Source organism: Amycolatopsis sp. NPDC049252 (assembly GCF_043197175.1).
Taxonomy (GTDB): domain Bacteria; phylum Actinomycetota; class Actinomycetes; order Mycobacteriales; family Pseudonocardiaceae; genus Amycolatopsis.
The window spans coordinates 79,206-95,093 of record NZ_JBICSQ010000012.1 but is presented as its reverse complement, the minus strand read 5'-3'; the positions used below and the strand labels follow the sequence as shown (position 1 = coordinate 95,093).

Below are 15,888 nucleotides of genomic sequence, written 5' to 3'. Positions count from 1 at the left end.
TTTACGCGTCATGCGGTCACGCCCGGTGAGCTGCGACCTGGCCGGGTGGACGGACCGGCACCGGCGGACGACGCCTCAGGTCCCGCCGAACGGGTCTGCCAACCGGCGCTGAGGGCCGCATCGAACATCATCCGGTTGACGCGAGGTCCGGATCGATCGCCGTTCCGGTGATCTTCTGGGTCAGCAGGAACCGTGTCACGTCGGCGTCGGGCCGGCCGGATCCGACAGTAAGGCCGGACGCCCACACGGGTGTGTCGATTATCGCAAGAGCGTTGACTTCCTCGGCACGCAGTACTCAACACCCCATTTGACGTAACGTAGAGGTTCTCGAACACGAGTTCGCCAGCCCTTGACATTGACAATGCCGCGGCGTGCGATCGCGCAACCAAGTGGCTGTGACATAGGTCACTATTCACGGCGAAAGTCGTGCTCTAATCTCCCAGAGTCGAGAACGGGGTCCACCACAAGGGTGCTGTGCCCAATTCGCGAATTTCCATGTTCGAGAATTGCGAGGGGGAGGGCATGCGCTTATGGCGCACGTCAATCATCGTGGCCGCTGGACGCAGCGTCCTGACGGCCGACTGATCCGACGGCCGGAGCCATCCGAGGAATTCGACCGCCCACAACTCGGGTGACCATCCACAAGACCAATCAGAGGGGACCAGAATGCGCAAACACCACAGAAAAAGAACGGCCACGGTGGCCGTGACTTTGACCGCGCTCGGGTTGACCGCGGCGAGCCCGGCGCACGCCGTGTCGGGGAGCACGGCGGCGAACGACGGCGACTACGCCTTCGCCGCCTCGATCACGATGGCGGGACGAGCTTGCAGCGGCGTGCTCGTTGCACCGGCCGCCGTACTCACCGCAGCCAGTTGCTTCCCGGAAAACCCGCAGGGCGGCGCTCCGGCCAAGGCCACGACCGTCGTCGTAGGCCGGACGAGCCTGTCGAGCACCACCGGGGCGAGCACGGCCGTCGCCGGACTTGCTGTCTACCCGGGCCGCGACCTCGTTCTCGCCCAGCTGACCACCCCGGTCACGGCAGTCGCACCCATCTCGCTCGACACCGCGCCGCCGAGCACCGACGAGCAGCTGGCGGTCGCCGGATTCGGCCGTACCGGCACCGAGTGGGTGCCCGACCGCTTGCACACGGCCACGTTCCACACAGCTTCCAGCACACCGGCCACGCTCACACTGACCGGTGACAATGGCGCCGACACCTGCCGGGGTGACGCCGGCGCCCCCGTCGTCCGCACGGGGACCGGTGGACGGCTCACACTGGCCGGGATCAGCAGCGCCTCCTGGCAGCACGGCTGCTTCGGGGAAACGGAAACCCGCCAGGGCAGCACCGCCGTACGCACGGACGATCTCGCCGCATGGATCCGGCAGCAGACACTCGCGCCGACGGCCAAGCCGAACTCTCACAGCGTCACCGTCTCCTGGCGGCCACTGGCGGCTCAGGACAACGCCACGTACCGGCTCTACGGCGCGACGAGCACGCCGGTACCGATCGACCAGGCCCACTTGCTGACCACGACACAAGCCACCGCGTTCGTCCAGGCGTCGGTGCGCGCCAAGCAGACCTGGTACTACCGGATCGTGGCCACTACGGCGGACGGCCAAGCGAGCGCACCGACGGACCCGCTGCCCGCGACGACCCTGGCCCGTTCGGCGACCGACTTCACCGGTGACGGTAAGGCCGACGTGGCGACTTTCGTACGCGCCACAAGCGGGCTCGCCTACACAGCGACGTCCGACGGCACCAAGTTCGGCGCCGGTACCCAGGCGATCTCGGGCTTTGCCACCGGCGACGAGGTCCCGATGTCCGGCGACTTCAACGGCGACGGCAAGGCCGATCTCATCTCGTTCTCGCGTGGCAGTACCGCAGACGTGCACGTGGCTCTCTCGAACGGCTCCGGCTTCGGCGCGAGCACCTTGTGGGACGACAGTTTCTGCTACTACAGCGAGATTCCCGCGGTCGGCGACTTCAACGGCGACGGCAAGGACGACATCGCCACGTTCGTCTGGGGCGTCGGTGACGTCTACGTCGCCCTGTCGGACGGCACCAAGTTCGCTCCGGGCGTGCTGTGGAACGACAACTTCTCAAATGGCAACCAGGTCCCGATGGTCGGCGATGTGAACGGCGACGGCAAGGACGACGTCGTCTCGTTCAGCCGAAGCAGCACGGGTGACGTCACCGTCGCGCTCTCGGACGGTGCCAAGTTCGGCACCACCAGCCTGTGGCACGACAGCTTCGCCTACTACAACGAGACGCCCGCGGTGGCCGACTTCAACGGCGACGGCAAGGACGACATCGTCACCTTCGTCCGGGCTGGTCTGGGCGATGTGTACGTGGCGCTGTCCGACGGCACGAAGTTCGGCGCCGGAGCCCTCTGGCACGATTACTTCTCGGTCGGCAACGAGATCCCGGCGGTCGGGGATTTCAACGGCGACGGCAAGGCCGATGTCGCGACCTTCGTCCGGGCGAGCGCCGGCGACCTCTACGTCGCGACCTCGGACGGCACCAAGTTCGGCGCCGGCACTCTCTGGCACGACTACTTCTCGATCGACAACGAACTGCCGGCGCCTCGGGCCATCTTGCTCCCCTGACGCCAGCGCACCCACGCGCGGCCGGCTCCCGAACGGAGCCGGCCGCGCTTCGGTGCTCAAGAGAAGAGGCTGTCCAGCTTCGCCCTGACCCGGTCGAGGTCTTCGCTGTATTTGAGAACCGCACCGAGCGTGCGCGCCGCCGATGCGGCGTCCAGTTCGTCGCGCTGCAGGGTCATCAGGGCATTCGCCCAGTCGAGCGACTCTGCTACGCCAGGTGGCTTCAGGAGGTCCATTTCCCGGAGCCGATGCACCGCTTCGGCGACCTGCCGAGCCAGAGCTTCGCCGATCCCAGGGATCCGGCGGCGCAGGATCGTGACCTCTCGCACCAGGTCCGGATGTTCGAGCCAGTGGTAGAGACAGCGCCGTTTGAGGGCGTCGTGCACCTCGCGGGTCCGGTTGGAGGTCAGCACCACCAGCGGCGGCGTCGCCGCGCGGACTTCGCCGTACTCGGGGATGGTCACGGCGTACTCGTCGAGCAGCTGCAGGAGGAAGGCTTCGAACTCGTCGTCGGCGCGGTCGATCTCGTCGATCAGCAGCACGCACGGGGCGCTGATGAGGGCCTGCAGCAGGGGCCGGGCCAGCAGGAACCGCTCGGTGTAGAGGGAGCGTTCGGCGGTCTCCACGTCGATGCCGCCGTCGTTCGCCGCTTCGAGGGCCCGCAGGTGCAGGAGCTGCCGCGGGAAGTCCCACTCGTAGAGCGCTTGGGCGGCATCGATGCCCTCGTGGCACTGGAGCCGCACGAGCGGCCGGTCGAGGGCGGCGGCCAGCGCGAGGGCGAGTGAGGTCTTGCCGGTGCCGGGTTCGCCTTCGCAAAAGAGCGGCCGCCCCATCCGCAGAGCGAGGAACCCGGCGGTGGCCAGGCCGTCATCGGCGAGATACCCGGTCTTGTCGAGCGCGGCGGCGAGCTCTTCGGGCGAGGCGAGCGAGTCGGTCACAAGCTCGATCGTAGGGGGAGACGGAGCAGGCCGCGGGTCACGGTGGCGACAGCCGGCCAGGTCGGTGGGGTCGTGCGGGGCGGTCGAGCTGGTCCAGGACGATGTGGTGCGGCACTGAAGGCCGGGTGGTCGGAGCCGGTCCGGGGTCACGGGGACGGGCCGGGCCGGAACCGGTGGAGCGGGCGGACGAGCTGGTCCGGGACCGCGGGAGGAGTTGGGCCTGAACCGGCGCGGCCGGCCAGCCGGGCCGGGCTCGCGGGACGGCCAGGCACCGACGAGGCGAGGATCGGGGCCGTGCACTCGGCAGGTCCGGGTGTGTCGAGATCTCGTCGGAGTCGGACCGGGCGCAGCCGGGGACCACCCCGCCTACTTGTGCACATCCCCCGAATCCCTCCACAACCCCGCATCTTTCCTAGGGAAAGTGCCGTTCCAGGCCTCCGGAGGCGCATCTTTCGTAGTGAAAGCGGCGGGTCTCGCAGGGTGGGGTGGTTAGGGGGTGGATGGGCCTGGCAGGTCTGTGGGGCGGTCGACGTCGCGGCCGCTGCCCAGGTCTGCGCACTCGATCAGCTTCAGGTCTTCTCGGGTGGCCAGCCAGTCCCGGGCGCCGCGGTCTCCCTGGGCCGTCTGCGCTATGTCCGGCCACCAGGTGCGGCCCAGCAGGACCGGGTGGCCCGGGACTCCGTCGTAGGCCGCGCGGGCTACCGCGTGCGGGCTTGCGTGGGCCGCCACCCGGGTGAGGATTTCGGGGCCCACCCAGGGGAGGTCGACCAGGTGGACAAGGGCTGCGGGCGGGCCGTCGAGCTTGGTGAGTTCCGCCAAGCCTGCTCGCAGGGAGGCGCCCATGCCCGTGGCCCAGTCTTCGGCGACCACGGCCAGGGTTGGGTCGGGCAGGAGGGCGCTGACCTGGTCGGCTGACGCGCCGAGGACTACCCGGATCGGGGCGCAGCCTGCCGCCTCCAGGGTCCGCAGGGCGCGGCGGACCAGGGGTTCGCCGTCTAGGTCGGCCAGGGCTTTCGGGCCGCCGAAGCGGCGGCCCGCGCCGGCCGCCAGCAGCAGGCCGGCGACCGGCTCAGCCATGGGCGCGGCCCGGGGCGCCGACCGCCAGGTCCGCCTCGATCGTGCGCGCGGCGGCGAGCAGCGGGGGGACGAGGTCGCGCTCCACCGACTCGGCCGTCGTGCGGCTCGCGTGTGTGGACAGGTTCACCGCGGCGGCCACCTTGCCGCGGCGGTCGTGGATCGGGGCCGCCACCGAGCGGAGGCCCTCCTCGAGTTCCTGGTCGACCATGGCCCAGCCTTGCTCCCGGACCCTCGCCAGCTCGGCGCGCAGGCGGTCGGGTGCGGTGACCGTGCGATCCGTCAGGCGATCCAGCCTCGCGACCGCGAAGTACGCCTCCAGCTCCTCCTTGCCGAGACCGGCCAGGAGGACGTGCCCCATCGACGTCGCGTACGCCGGGAAGCGGGTTCCCACGTTGATGCTCACCGTCATGATGCGCGAGACCGCCACGCGCGCCACGTAGACGATGTCGGTCCCCTCCAGCACCGAGACCGAACTGGACTCGTGCACGTCGGCCGACAGGTGCTCGAGGTGGGGCTGCGCCACCTCGGGCAGCGTCATGCTCGACAGGTACGAGTACCCCAGCTCGAGGACGCGGGCGGTGAGCGAGAAGTACTTGCCGTCCGTGCGGACGTAGCCGAGGTCGGCCAGCGTGAGCAGGAAGCGCCGCGCCGCGGCGCGGGTGAGGCCGGTGGCGCGGGCGACGTCGCTCAGGGTCAGCTCGGCCGCGCCCGCGTGGAACGCCTTGATGACGGCCAGCCCGCGTTCCAGCGACTGCACATGGTGGGCGCCGCGGTGGGCCGGCTCGCTGTCCAGCTCGGCTTCGAAGGGCTGACCCGCGTCCATTCCGGCAACCTTATCCGGCGTCGGCGGGCAGGGCGCTCGGCTCGCCGAGCTCGGCCAGGGTGCGCTGGGCGATCGCGAACGCCGCGTTCGCCGCCGGCGCGCCCGCGTAGACGGCCGTGTGCAGCAGGACTTCGCCGATCTCCGCCGCCGTGAGGCCATGGCGGACCGCCGCCCGCACGTGCATCGGCAGCTCGTTGTGCGCCTGCAACGCCGTGAGCGCCGCCAGCGTGACGCAGCTGCGGGTCCGCCGGTCCAAGCCGTCACGGGACCAGACCGAGCCCCACGCGCCCTCGGTGATGTAGTCCTGGAACGGGCGGCTGAACTCGGTCGTACCCGCGACCGCGTGGTCGACGTGCTCGTCGCCCAGCACCTCGCGACGCACCTTCATGCCCTGCTCGTGGCGCGGGTTGGTCACGTGGTTGTCAGTCACGTGGTTGTCGGTCACGTGGTTGTCGGTCACAGTGCCTCCAGGTGCCCGAGGATCAGCCTGGTGAACTCCTCGGGCTGCTCGTAGTTGCCCAGGTGCGCGGCGTTCGCCACGATCTCCAGCCGCGCGCCGCGGACGCCGTCGGCGATCGGGCGGGAGTGCTCCTCCGGCGGCGTGGCCGGGTCGTCGGCGCCGGCGATGACCAGTGTCGGAGCGGTGATCTTCGGCAGCGCGTCGAGCAGGTCCATCCGCTCGATCGCGCCGCAGCAGGACGCGTACCCCTCGGCCGGGACCTCGGAGATCATCGAACGCAGGAACGCGGCCCGGTCGGGGTGCCGTTCGCGATACGCGGGAGTCAGCCACCGGCCGACACCCGGGCCGGCGACGGCCGCGGTGCCCTCCGCGCGGACCGTCCGGGCCCGGTCCGCCCACATCTCCGGCGGGCCGAACTTGGCGGACGTGCAGCAGAGCACCAGGCTCGCGATCCGGTCCGGTGCGTGGACGCCGAGCCACATGCCGGTCATACCGCCGAGCGACAGGCCGACCAGGTGCGCCTTCGCGACGTCGAGGTCGTCCAGCAGCGCGAGGAAGTCGGCCCCCAGGTCGTCGAGGGCGTACGGCCCGGGCGGCACCGGCGACGCGCCGTGGCCGCGCGTGTCGTACCGCACGACCCGGAAGCCCTGCTCCAGCAGCGGCACCACCTGGGGCTCCCACATCCGGAGGTCGCTGCCCAACGAGCCGGCGAACACCACCACCGGCCCGTCTTCAGGCCCTTCGACGACCCGGTGCACCTGTACGGCGCTCACGTTCCCAACTCCGTTCATACCGTGAAGAACACCGTCTCGCCGTCGCCTTGGAGGCGGACGTCGAAGCGGTAGCCGTCGTCGGTCTTCCGCGCGATCAGTGTGCCGCGGCGGTCCTCCGGCACCGTGGCCAGCACCGGGTCTTCGGTGTTGTCCTGGTCCTCGAAATAGATCCGTGTGACGACCCGGTTGAGCAGGCCGCGCGCGAACACCGACACGTCGATGTGCCGCGCCTGCGTCGTGCCGCCACCGCCGGGCAGCGCACCCGGCAGCAGGGTCAGGATCCCGTACGTGCCGTCGGTTTCCGTCGGGCAGCGGCCGAAGGCGCGGAACTCGCCGGACGCCTCGCCGCGCGGGTCGTCGGGGTGGTGGAAGCCGCCTTCGGGGTCGGCCTGCCAGGTCTCGATCATCGCGTCCGGGACCGGGTCGCCGGCACCGTCGCGCACCGTGCCGCGGATCCAGAACGCGCCAGGGGTGCCTTCCGGCACGACGTACGGGCCGTCCGGCCAGGGCAGGCCGATCGACAGGTACGGGCCGACGGTCTGCGACGGGGTGGGCAGCAGCTTGGGCATCAGTCCTCGTCCTCTTCCTCTTCGAACACCGACGCCTCGCTCCCGCGCAGCACGATGTCGAACCGGTAGCCGAGCGCCCACTCCGGCTGGGTGATCTCGTGGTCGTACCGCGAGACCATGCGCTGCCGGGCCTTCTCGTCCGGGATCGAGTTGAAGATCGGGTCCTGGGAGAAGAGCGGGTCGTCCGGGAAGTACATCTGGGTGACCAGCCGCTGGGTGAACGCCGAGCCGAACACCGAGAAGTGGATGTGCGCGGGGCGCCAGGCGTTGTCGTGGTTCTTCCACGGGTACGCGCCGGGCTTGATGGTGGTGAAGGTGTAGCGCCCGTCGCTGTCGGTCAGAGCGCGCCCGACGCCGTCGAAGTTCGGGTCGAGCGGCGACGGCCAGCGGTCGCCGGTGTGCCGGTAGCGCCCGCCCGCGTTCGCCTGCCAGATCTCGACCAGCGAGTCGCGCACCGGGCGGCCGTCACCGTCGAGCAGCCGCCCGGTGACGACGATCCGCTGGCCCTGCGGCTCCTCCGCGTGCTGGCGGGTGAGGTCGTTGTCGTGTTCGCCGAGGCGGCCGGGCCCGAGCAGCGGGCCGGTGACCTCGGTCAGCAGCTGCGGGAGCAGCACCAGCGGCTGGTGCGGGTGCCGCAACGCCGTGGACCGGTAGCCGGTGAAGCCCAGCGGCGGGTGCGTGCCTTCGGGGTCGGGCCCGTAGCGCGGCAGCTTGAGTTCGGTCGGAGCAGCCATGGTGCCTCCCTTACCGGCCTTCGAGGACGACGGCCAGGCCCTGGCCGACGCCGATGCAGATGGCGGCGAGTCCCCAGCCACCGCCGCGGCGGTGCAGGTCGTGCGCCAGGGTGCCGAGGATCCGGCCACCGGACGCGCCGAGCGGGTGGCCGATGGCGATCGCGCCGCCGTGGGTGTTGACGATCTCGGGGTCGAGCTTCGGCCAGTCGCGCAGACAGGCCAGCGACTGCGCGGCGAAGGCCTCGTTCAGCTCCACCGCGGCCAGGTCGTCCCAGCCGATGCCCGCGCGCTCCAGCGCGATCTCGGCCGCGCGCACCGGGCCGATGCCGAACACGTCCGGGTCGACGCCCGCCGCGCCCCGCCCGGCGATCCGGGCGAGCGGTGCCTTGCCGAGCCGGCTCGCCGCCGCCTGGTCACCCAGCAGCAGGGCCGAGGCGCCGTCGTTCAGCGGTGAGGCGTTGCCCGCGGTGACGGTGCCGTTCTCCTTGCGGAACGCGGGCTTGAGCTTCGCCAGCTTCTCCGGGCTGGAGTCCGGGCGGATGCCCTCGTCGCGGGCCAGGTCCACGCCGTCGACCGGGACGACCAGGTCGTCGTAGAAGCCCTCGTCCCACGCCTTGGCGGCGTTGACGTGGCTGCGCGCCGCGAAGGCGTCCTGCTCGGCACGGCCGATGCCGTACCGCTCGGCGAGTTTCTCGGTGGACTCGCCGAGGGAGATCGTCCACTCCCCCGGCATGGCCGGGTTGACCATGCGCCAGCCGAGGGCGGTGTTGTAGAGGGTCTGGTTGCCCGCCGGGAACGCCTTCTCCGGCTTGGGCATGACCAGCGGCGAGCGGGTCATCGACTCGACGCCGCCCGCGACGACCAGGGAGGCGTCACCGACCTGGATCGACCGGCTGGCCTGCATCACCGCGTCGAGACCCGAACCGCAGAGGCGGTTGACGGTGTTGCCGGGGACGCTCGTCGGCCAGCCCGCGAGCAGAGTGGCCATGCGGGCGACGTTGCGGTTGTCCTCGCCCGCGCCGTTCGCGTCGCCGAGGGTCACTTCGTCCACTGTGGACGGATCGAGGTCGTTGCGGGACTGGACGGCCCGGAGCACGGTCGCGGCGAGGTCGTCCGGGCGGACGCCGGCCAGTGCGCCGCCGTAGCGGCCGAACGGGGTTCGGAGCGCGTCGAGGACGTAGACGTCGGTCATGCGGTCGCCTTCCGGGTCACTTGCTTGCCTTCTCGAGATCTCGCAGCACCGTCAGCTCCTCCTCGGTGGGGGCGGGAGTGGTCTTGAGGTCGTCCGCGACCTTCAGTGTCCACCCGGTCGCCGCCACCGCGCGCTCCAGTTCGACGCCCGGGTGGAGCTCGGTGAGGGTGAGTTCCGAGGTCTCCGGGTCGGGGCGCAGCAGGCCCAGGTCGGTGACCACCAGGGTCGGGCCCCGGCCGGGGAGGCCGAGGCGTTCGCGGTCGCCCTTGCCGGTGCCGTGGCCGAAGGAGGTCACGAAGTCGACCTTCTCGACGAACGCGCGGGGGTTCTGGCGCAGCACGACGAACACCTCGCGGCAGGACGCGGCGATCTCCGGGGCGCCGCCCGCGCCGGGCAGGCGGACCTTCGGGTCGTGGTAGTCCGAGCCGATCACGGTGGTGTTGATGTTGCCGAACTTGTCCAGCTGGGCGGCACCGAGGAAGCCGACGTCGATGCGGCCGGGCTGGAGCCAGTAGTTGAAGATCTCGGGGACGCTGACCACGGCGTCGGAGGTGTCGGCCAGCTCGCCGTCGCCGATGGACAGCGGGAGGCGGGACGGCTTCGCGCCGAGGCAGCCGGACTCGTAGATCAGGGTCAGGCCGGGGGCGTGCGCGCGGCGGGCGAGGTTGGCCGCCTTGCTCGGCAGGCCGATGCCGACGAAGCAGGACATACCGTCGCCGAGGGCGCGGGCGGCCGCGACGCTCATCATCTCGTCGGCCGTGTAGTCGGTGGTCATGCCGTTGCCTCCGCGGTGGTGCGGGTGTCGCCGGGGTTCGGGGTGGCGGGGACCGGGGTGGGCGCTGCCTCGGGGAAGGAGGCGGCGACCGACTGGCTTGGTGCTGTGGGGGTGGCGGTTGCCGGCTGCGTGGAGAAGGCCGGGAGGCGTCCGCTGGGTCGGCCGGGGGTTACACGGGCGGCGGGGCCCGGCTGCGCTGGCAAGCTCAGCGTGCGCTGAGCGCGCCCGCCGAGCATTACGCGTGCGGGGGCGGGGGTTGCCGGGTGTGCGAGGGCACCCGGGGTGCGCCGGGTGAGGCCGCCGAACGGGACGAAAGTTACGCGGGCGGCGAGGCCCGGCTGCGCAAGCAAGCTCGGCATGCGCTGAGCGCCCCCACCGAACGGGACGAGAGTTACGCGGGCGGTGGGTGCCGGATGCGCAAAGGCACCCGGGGTGCGCCGAGTGAGACCGCCGACCGGGACGACAGATACACCGGCGGCGAGGCCCGGCTGCGCAAGCAAACTCGGCATGCGCTGAGCGCCCCCACCGAACGGGACGAGCGTTACGCGGGCGGGGGTTGCCGGATGTGCGAAGGCACCCGGAGTGCGCTGGGTGAGGCCGCCGAACGGGACGAGGGTTGTGCGAGCGGTGGTCGCCGACCGCGCGAGCAAGCCTGGCGTGCGCTGAGCGAGGCCGCCCATCGGGGTGGGGGTCATGCCTTTACCCCGGTCAGGTCGTTCAGCCATTTCGTGAACGCCTCGCGGTCGCGGCCCACCTCGTCCCAAGCCTGGTAGGCCGCGTTGTCGCGCTCGTAGTAGCCCGCCGCGTATGACGGCTTGGCGCCGCCCGGGACCTCGGCTACCGCTGTGACCACCCAAGCCGGGAGGACCACCGCGCCGGGGCGGGGGTCCAGGGTGTCGACGATCTCCTCCACCGTCACCAGCGAACGCTTTGCCGCCAGGACCGCTTCCTTCTGAACGCCCGTGATGCCCCACATCTGGACGTTGCCCGCCCGGTCGGCTCGCTGGGCGTGGACGATCGAGACGTCCGGATTCAGGGCCGGGACGGCCGTCAGCTGCTCGCCGGTGAAGGGGCACGTGATCGGCTTGATCGTGTCCGTCTGGGCCGGGAGGTCCGTGCCCGTGTAGCCGCGCAGGACCGCGAACGGCAGGCCTGACGCGCCCGCCACGTAGCGGTTCGCCATGCCCGCGTGGCTGTGTTCCTCGATCTCCAGCGGGACCGGCCAGTCGTGCTGGACCGCGTCACGGAAGCGGTGCAGCGAGCCGACTCCGGGGTTGCCGCCCCAGGAAAAGATCAGCTTGCGGACGCAGCCGGCGCCGATGAGCTGGTCGTACACGATGTCCGGGGTCATCCTGGCCAGCGTGAGATCGCGGCGGCCCTGCCGGATGATCTCCTGCCCGGCAGCGACCGGGATGAGGTGCGTGAAGCCTTCGAGCGCGACGGTGTCCCCGTCGTGCACCAGGCGGCCCACAGCCTCCTCCAGCGACAGCAGCTCCGCCATCACACACCCCAAACTGTTCGCATCACGCACACTCGTTCTGAAACCGAACATAGCATGACGCCCGGGGCGCCGACCAGGTGTCTTCCACCCAATGGATGACGCACGCACGTCGAAAAGGACTTTTCTCGCTCAACCCAGCGGGAAAAGGCCCCTTCGACCGGAAGGATCAGCCGATCCGGACCAGGCGCGAGCCGTGGGGCGGCACGCTCCCCCGGCGAACAGGACGGAACCGACCAGGAAGCTTCGACGATTCAGTCCGAATGTCTCAGGGCTCACTCGATCTCTCCTTGGACGCTCTCGGCGACGAAAAGACTCTGGATGGCGACGGCGGCCGCGCCGCGCGCCCACTCTTCCCGCGGGCGGTGGCGGCCGCACCGACCTGGGGATCCTCGCGCGCACCGACGAGATCTGGGCGTCGGACAACACCGACGCCACCGGCCGGATCACCATCCAGCACGGGTACGGCCAGCTCTATCCCGCCGGCACGATGTCGGCCTGGGTCACCGACAGCCCGAACCCGACCACCGGCCAGGAGGCGCCGCTGAGCTTCCGGTGCCACGTCGCGATGGCGGGTGTGCTCGGCCTGGGCGGGAACCTGCCTCGCTGGAGTGCCGCCGAACTCGAAGAGGCGGCGGCGCTCGTGGCGTTGTACAAGGAGATCCGGCCCGTCGTGCAGCACGGCGAGCTGTACCGGCTGGCGGATCCGGCGCGGTCGGCGTGGACCGCGGTGCAGTACGTGCTGGGTGACTCGGTCGTCGTGTTCTTCTGGCGGCGGCCGGCGGAGTTCGCGCGCCTGTTCACCCCGCCGCGCCTGGCCGGGCTGAATCCGGCGGCGCGGTACCGGGACCAGGACGGCGGGCTCCACCACGGCGCGGTGCTGCTGAGCCACGGGATCGACGTCGACCTGCCCGGCAGCGGCTACGCGAGCGTGGTGGTGCGGCTGACCAGGGGCCTGAATGCCCACGCCGTCCGGCGTCCCCAGGACGGGTGACCGGCATTGACTTTTCACCGGGCGCGGGCTGAATGTGAAAGCTCTTCACTACGCCGCTCGCCAACGGAGGCAGCATGCGCAGGCGCCTGTTCACTCTCTTCGCCGTGCCCGTGATCGCCGCGCTCGCTGCCGCCGCTCCGGCGGCCGCGAGCACCAGCTACCACGAATACGTGGCGCTGGGCGATTCCTGGACCGCGGACGTTTTCGTCACGCTCCCGCCCACCACCGCCTACACCCCGCTCGACTGCGCGCAGTCCACTTCGGACTATCCACACGAGGTGGCGGGCGCGCTCGGTGTCGAAACCTTCCGTGACGCCAGCTGCGGCGGCGCCACCACGACCGACTTCACCCAGCCGCAGAGCCTTCCGCTGGGCGGCACGAACGCCCCGCAGTTCGACCGGCTCACCCCGACCACGGACCTGGTCACCGTCGGGATCGGCGGCAACGACATCGGGCTCGCCTCCGCCGTGACGAAGTGCCTCAACGTCCTGCCGATCAGCACGTGCAAGGCGAAGTTCACCGCGGGCGGCGTCGACCAGCTGGAAAACGCCGTCAACGCGACCGCGCCGAAGATCGCGAACGCGCTCCAGCAGATCAAGCAGCGGTCGCCGAACGCGCGGATCCTGCTGGTGAACTACCTCGCCGGCCTGCCCGCGAGCGGCAAGGGCTGCTGGCCGGTGATCCCGGTCGCCGACGGCGACGTCGCCTACCTGCAGGCGAAGTTCCTCCAGATGAACGCCATGCTCGCGCGGGTCGCCGCGGACAACAGCGTCGAACTGGTCGACACCTACACCCCGACCGTCGGGCACGATGCGTGCCAGGCGCCCACCGTGCGCTACATCGAAGGCCTGATCCCCATCTCGGTGAGCAACCCGCTGCTGCTCGCGTTCCCCTTCCACCCCAACGGCGCCGGTGCCGCGGCGCAGTCGGAGATCGTTCTCGGAGCCGTCCTCGGGAACTAGCTCGGGGACTAGGCTGTCGGGGTGCCCAAGATCGCGGTGACCCGGTGGATACCCGACGAAGCGGTGAAGGTGCTCGCGGAAGCGGGTGAGGTGACGGTGTCGCCCGCGGACCGGCCGTTGACGACGGCCGAGCTGCACGAGTTCGCCGCGGGCGCGTCGGCGGTGGTCGGCATGCTGCACGACCGGCTCGACGGCGCGCTCGCCGACGCCGCCGGGCCGGATCTCAAGGTGGTCGCGAACGTGGCCGTCGGCTACGACAACGTCGACGTCCCGGCCCTGGCCGAGCGTGGCGTCGTCGTCACCAACACCCCGGGGGTGCTCACCGACGCCACCGCCGACCTCGCCTTCGGCCTGCTGCTCGCGCTCACGCGTCGCCTCGGCGAGGGTGAACGGCTGCTGCGCTCGCGCACGCCCTGGTCGTTCCACCTCGGTTTCCTGCTGGGCTCGGGGCTGCAGGGCAAGACGCTCGGCATCGTCGGGCTCGGCGAGATCGGCCGGGCGGTGGCGAAACGGGCCGAAGCTTTCGGGATGTCGATCGTCTACACGGGACGATCGAACCGCGGGGACGGATTCGTTTCCTTCGCAGAGCTTCTGGAACGCTCGGACGTCGTCTCGCTGCACTGCCCGCTGACGCCGGAGACGCGGCACCTGATCGACGCCGCCGCGTTGCGCGCCATGAAACCCGGCGCCTACCTGGTGAACACGACCCGCGGCCCGGTCGTCGACGAAGCGGCCCTCGCGGACGCGCTCGAGGCCGGGGAGATCGCCGGCGCCGCGCTCGACGTGTTCGAGCACGAACCCGACGTCGAGCCGCGGCTGCTCGGGCGCGACGACGTCGTGCTCAGCCCGCACCTCGGGTCGGCCACGCTCGAGACCCGGACCGCGATGGCCGTGCTGGCGGCCCGCAACGTCGCGGCGGTGCTCGCCGGGCGTCCCCCGCTGACGGAGGTGAAGCCGTGACCCGTGTCGTCATCGCGCCGGACAAGTTCAAGGGCAGTCTCACCGCGGTCGAGGCCGCGGAGGCGATCGCGCTCGGCGTGCGGGACGCGCTGCCGGACGCAGACATCGTCACCTGCCCCGTCGCCGACGGCGGTGAAGGCACCCTCGACGTGCTCGAAGCCGCGGGCGCCCGGATCGTCCGGCTGACGGTCCGCGGCCCGCTCGAAGAGGCGGTCAACGCGCGGTACGCCGTGCTGGACGGCACCGCGTACGTCGAGTCGGCGCGGGCGTGCGGCATCGAGTTCGTCGAGCCCAGCCCGGAAACGGCGCTGGCCGCGCACACCTGGGGCGTCGGCGAACTGCTCATGGACGCGCTGATGCACGGCGCCCGCCGGCTCGTGCTGACGGTCGGCGGCACGGCCAGCACCGACGGCGGCGCCGGCATGCTGGGCGCGCTCGGCGCGGGGGTGCTCGACGCGTTCGGCGCCCCGGTCGGGCTCGGCGGCGGCACACTGTCGCGGGTCGCGTCGACCGAGCTGACGCCGGTGCGGGAACGGCTGAACGGGGTGAGCGTCGCGGTCGCGACGGACGTGACGAACCCGCTGCTCGGCCCGGACGGCGCCGCGGCGGTGTTCGGACCGCAAAAGGGCGCGGGCCCCGAGGAGGTGGCGGCGCTCGACGCGGCGCTGGGCCGGTGGGCGCACGCGCTGCAGGTCGGCGGCGCGCCGGACGTGTCGCGGGTACCGGGCGCGGGAGCGGGCGGCGGAGTCGCGGCGGGCGCGATCGCGGGCCTCGGCGCGACGGTGGAGTCCGGGTTCGACCTGATCGCCGGGCTGACCGGGGTGGACGCCGCACTCGACGGCGCGGATCTCGTCATCACGGGTGAGGGATCGCTCGACGAGCAGAGTCTCAACGGCAAGGCCCCGGCCGGGATCGCGGCACGCGCCCGGCCGCGCGGGGTGCCGCTGATGGCGCTGGCGGGACGGATCCAGCTCGACGAAGCCGGGCTGGCGAGCCTGGGGGTCATCGCGAGCAGCGCGCTCATCGACCATGCCGAGTCGCTGGACCACGCCCGGGCGAACGCGGCCGAGCTGCTGCGGGTGAGGGCCGCGATCCTGGTCAGCGGCTGGCGGTCCCGCTAACGGGACAAGCGGACCCTCCGCCACGCGAGCACCGCCAACCACACCTCGGCGAACGGCTGCGCGTGCGAGCCGCGATCCTGATCTGCAGCTGGCGAACCCGCTAACGAGACAAACGGACCCTCCGCCACGCGAGCACGCCCGGGCGAACACGGCCGAACTGCGGCGCCTGCGAGCCACGATCCTGATCAGCAGCCGACGGTCCCGCTAACGAGACAAACGGACCCTCCGCCACGCGAGCACCGCCCACCACACCCCGCGGACGCAGCCAAACCGCTGCGCCTGCGAGCCGCGGTCCTGGTCAGCGACCGGCGGGCCCGCTAGCTGGTTGGTCTGCCGCGACTGGTCGTGAGTGGGGAACAAGGTTGTAAACCCCGTTACCACAAACCCCCCCGGGCACCGCGTGTGGGG

The 15,888-nt window shown here is 71.3% G+C and carries 15 protein-coding genes; 5 read left to right on the top strand and 10 right to left on the bottom strand.

The window, feature by feature from the left end; all coding sequences use genetic code 11:
• Window positions 1-699: 699 nt before the first annotated feature.
• Complete coding sequence (locus ACGFMK_RS17075) at window positions 700-2,607, top strand: FG-GAP-like repeat-containing protein (RefSeq protein WP_392763505.1); 1,908 nt, start codon at window positions 700-702, stop codon at window positions 2,605-2,607.
• A 56-nt stretch (window positions 2,608-2,663) separates the two neighbouring features.
• On the opposite strand, the gene ACGFMK_RS17070 is transcribed toward ACGFMK_RS17075, so the two are convergent.
• The 10 genes from ACGFMK_RS17070 to ACGFMK_RS17025 all read right to left on the bottom strand — a co-directional run bounded on the left by ACGFMK_RS17070 (window position 2,664) and on the right by ACGFMK_RS17025 (window position 11,446).
• Complete coding sequence (locus ACGFMK_RS17070) at window positions 2,664-3,542, bottom strand: AAA family ATPase (RefSeq protein ID WP_392763503.1); 879 nt, start codon at window positions 3,540-3,542, stop codon at window positions 2,664-2,666.
• A gap of 489 nt (window positions 3,543-4,031) precedes the next feature.
• Window positions 4,032-4,619, bottom strand: coding sequence for an NTP transferase domain-containing protein (locus ACGFMK_RS17065; protein WP_392763500.1), 588 nt, complete (start codon window positions 4,617-4,619; stop codon window positions 4,032-4,034).
• Complete coding sequence (locus ACGFMK_RS17060; protein WP_392763497.1) at window positions 4,612-5,442, bottom strand: IclR family transcriptional regulator C-terminal domain-containing protein; 831 nt, start codon at window positions 5,440-5,442, stop codon at window positions 4,612-4,614. The genes ACGFMK_RS17065 and ACGFMK_RS17060 overlap by 8 nt, the downstream gene beginning before the upstream one ends.
• A 10-nt stretch (window positions 5,443-5,452) precedes the next feature.
• Window positions 5,453-5,857, bottom strand: a complete 405-nt coding sequence (pcaC, locus tag ACGFMK_RS17055) for a 4-carboxymuconolactone decarboxylase (protein ID WP_392763687.1) — start codon at window positions 5,855-5,857, stop codon at window positions 5,453-5,455.
• A 41-nt stretch (window positions 5,858-5,898) separates the two neighbouring features.
• The gene (gene pcaD / locus ACGFMK_RS17050) at window positions 5,899-6,675 is read right to left on the bottom strand and encodes a 3-oxoadipate enol-lactonase (RefSeq protein ID WP_392763494.1); all 777 of its coding nucleotides are present in this window, start codon (window positions 6,673-6,675) and stop codon (window positions 5,899-5,901) included.
• Between the two features lie 14 nt (window positions 6,676-6,689).
• On the bottom strand, window positions 6,690-7,244 hold the full coding sequence (gene pcaG / locus ACGFMK_RS17045) for a protocatechuate 3,4-dioxygenase subunit alpha (RefSeq protein ID WP_392763492.1): 555 nt from the start codon (window positions 7,242-7,244) through the stop codon (window positions 6,690-6,692).
• Window positions 7,244-7,978 (bottom strand): protocatechuate 3,4-dioxygenase subunit beta, encoded by a 735-nt coding sequence (pcaH, locus tag ACGFMK_RS17040; RefSeq protein WP_392763489.1) that lies wholly within the window; start codon window positions 7,976-7,978, stop codon window positions 7,244-7,246. The genes pcaG and pcaH overlap by 1 nt, the downstream gene beginning before the upstream one ends.
• 10 nt (window positions 7,979-7,988) lie before the next feature.
• Window positions 7,989-9,170, bottom strand: coding sequence for a thiolase family protein (locus ACGFMK_RS17035; protein WP_392763487.1), 1,182 nt, complete (start codon window positions 9,168-9,170; stop codon window positions 7,989-7,991).
• 16 nt (window positions 9,171-9,186) lie between these two features.
• Window positions 9,187-9,945 (bottom strand): CoA-transferase subunit beta, encoded by a 759-nt coding sequence (locus ACGFMK_RS17030; RefSeq protein WP_392763484.1) that lies wholly within the window; start codon window positions 9,943-9,945, stop codon window positions 9,187-9,189.
• A 691-nt stretch (window positions 9,946-10,636) separates the two neighbouring features.
• Window positions 10,637-11,446 (bottom strand): CoA transferase subunit A, encoded by an 810-nt coding sequence (locus ACGFMK_RS17025; RefSeq protein ID WP_392763481.1) that lies wholly within the window; start codon window positions 11,444-11,446, stop codon window positions 10,637-10,639.
• A 91-nt stretch (window positions 11,447-11,537) separates the two neighbouring features.
• Between ACGFMK_RS17025 and ACGFMK_RS17020 the strand changes: the two genes are divergently transcribed.
• From ACGFMK_RS17020 to ACGFMK_RS17005, 4 genes are all read left to right on the top strand, one after another.
• A complete protein-coding gene (locus ACGFMK_RS17020) occupies window positions 11,538-12,437 on the top strand; it encodes an alpha-galactosidase (RefSeq protein ID WP_392763479.1) in 900 nt (299 codons plus the stop codon).
• Between the two features lie 74 nt (window positions 12,438-12,511).
• Window positions 12,512-13,399, top strand: a complete 888-nt coding sequence (locus ACGFMK_RS17015) for an SGNH/GDSL hydrolase family protein (protein WP_392763476.1) — start codon at window positions 12,512-12,514, stop codon at window positions 13,397-13,399.
• Between the two features lie 21 nt (window positions 13,400-13,420).
• Window positions 13,421-14,359 carry a 2-hydroxyacid dehydrogenase gene (locus ACGFMK_RS17010; RefSeq protein ID WP_392763474.1) on the top strand — a complete coding sequence of 313 codons (939 nt, stop codon included), beginning with the start codon at window positions 13,421-13,423 and terminating at the stop codon, window positions 14,357-14,359.
• On the top strand, window positions 14,356-15,480 hold the full coding sequence (locus tag ACGFMK_RS17005; protein WP_392763471.1) for a glycerate kinase: 1,125 nt from the start codon (window positions 14,356-14,358) through the stop codon (window positions 15,478-15,480). The genes ACGFMK_RS17010 and ACGFMK_RS17005 overlap by 4 nt, the downstream gene beginning before the upstream one ends.
• Window positions 15,481-15,888: the final 408 nt, after the last annotated feature.

Bases quoted from the DNA above. Each gene is read 5' to 3' on its own strand.
- ACGFMK_RS17030 (WP_392763484.1), bottom strand. From the start codon at position 9,945: ATGACCACCGACTACACGGCCGACGAGATGATGAGCGTCGCGGCCGCC.
- ACGFMK_RS17025 (WP_392763481.1), bottom strand. From the start codon at position 11,446: ATGGCGGAGCTGCTGTCGCTGGAGGAGGCTGTGGGCCGCCTGGTGCAC.
- ACGFMK_RS17060 (WP_392763497.1), bottom strand. From the start codon at position 5,442: ATGGACGCGGGTCAGCCCTTCGAAGCCGAGCTGGACAGCGAGCCGGCC.
- ACGFMK_RS17020 (WP_392763479.1), top strand. From the start codon at position 11,538: ATGGATGACGCACGCACGTCGAAAAGGACTTTTCTCGCTCAACCCAGC.
- ACGFMK_RS17015 (WP_392763476.1), top strand. From the start codon at position 12,512: ATGCGCAGGCGCCTGTTCACTCTCTTCGCCGTGCCCGTGATCGCCGCG.
- pcaH (WP_392763489.1), bottom strand. From the start codon at position 7,978: ATGGCTGCTCCGACCGAACTCAAGCTGCCGCGCTACGGGCCCGACCCC.
- ACGFMK_RS17035 (WP_392763487.1), bottom strand. From the start codon at position 9,170: ATGACCGACGTCTACGTCCTCGACGCGCTCCGAACCCCGTTCGGCCGC.
- ACGFMK_RS17065 (WP_392763500.1), bottom strand. From the start codon at position 4,619: ATGGCTGAGCCGGTCGCCGGCCTGCTGCTGGCGGCCGGCGCGGGCCGC.
- pcaG (WP_392763492.1), bottom strand. From the start codon at position 7,244: ATGCCCAAGCTGCTGCCCACCCCGTCGCAGACCGTCGGCCCGTACCTG.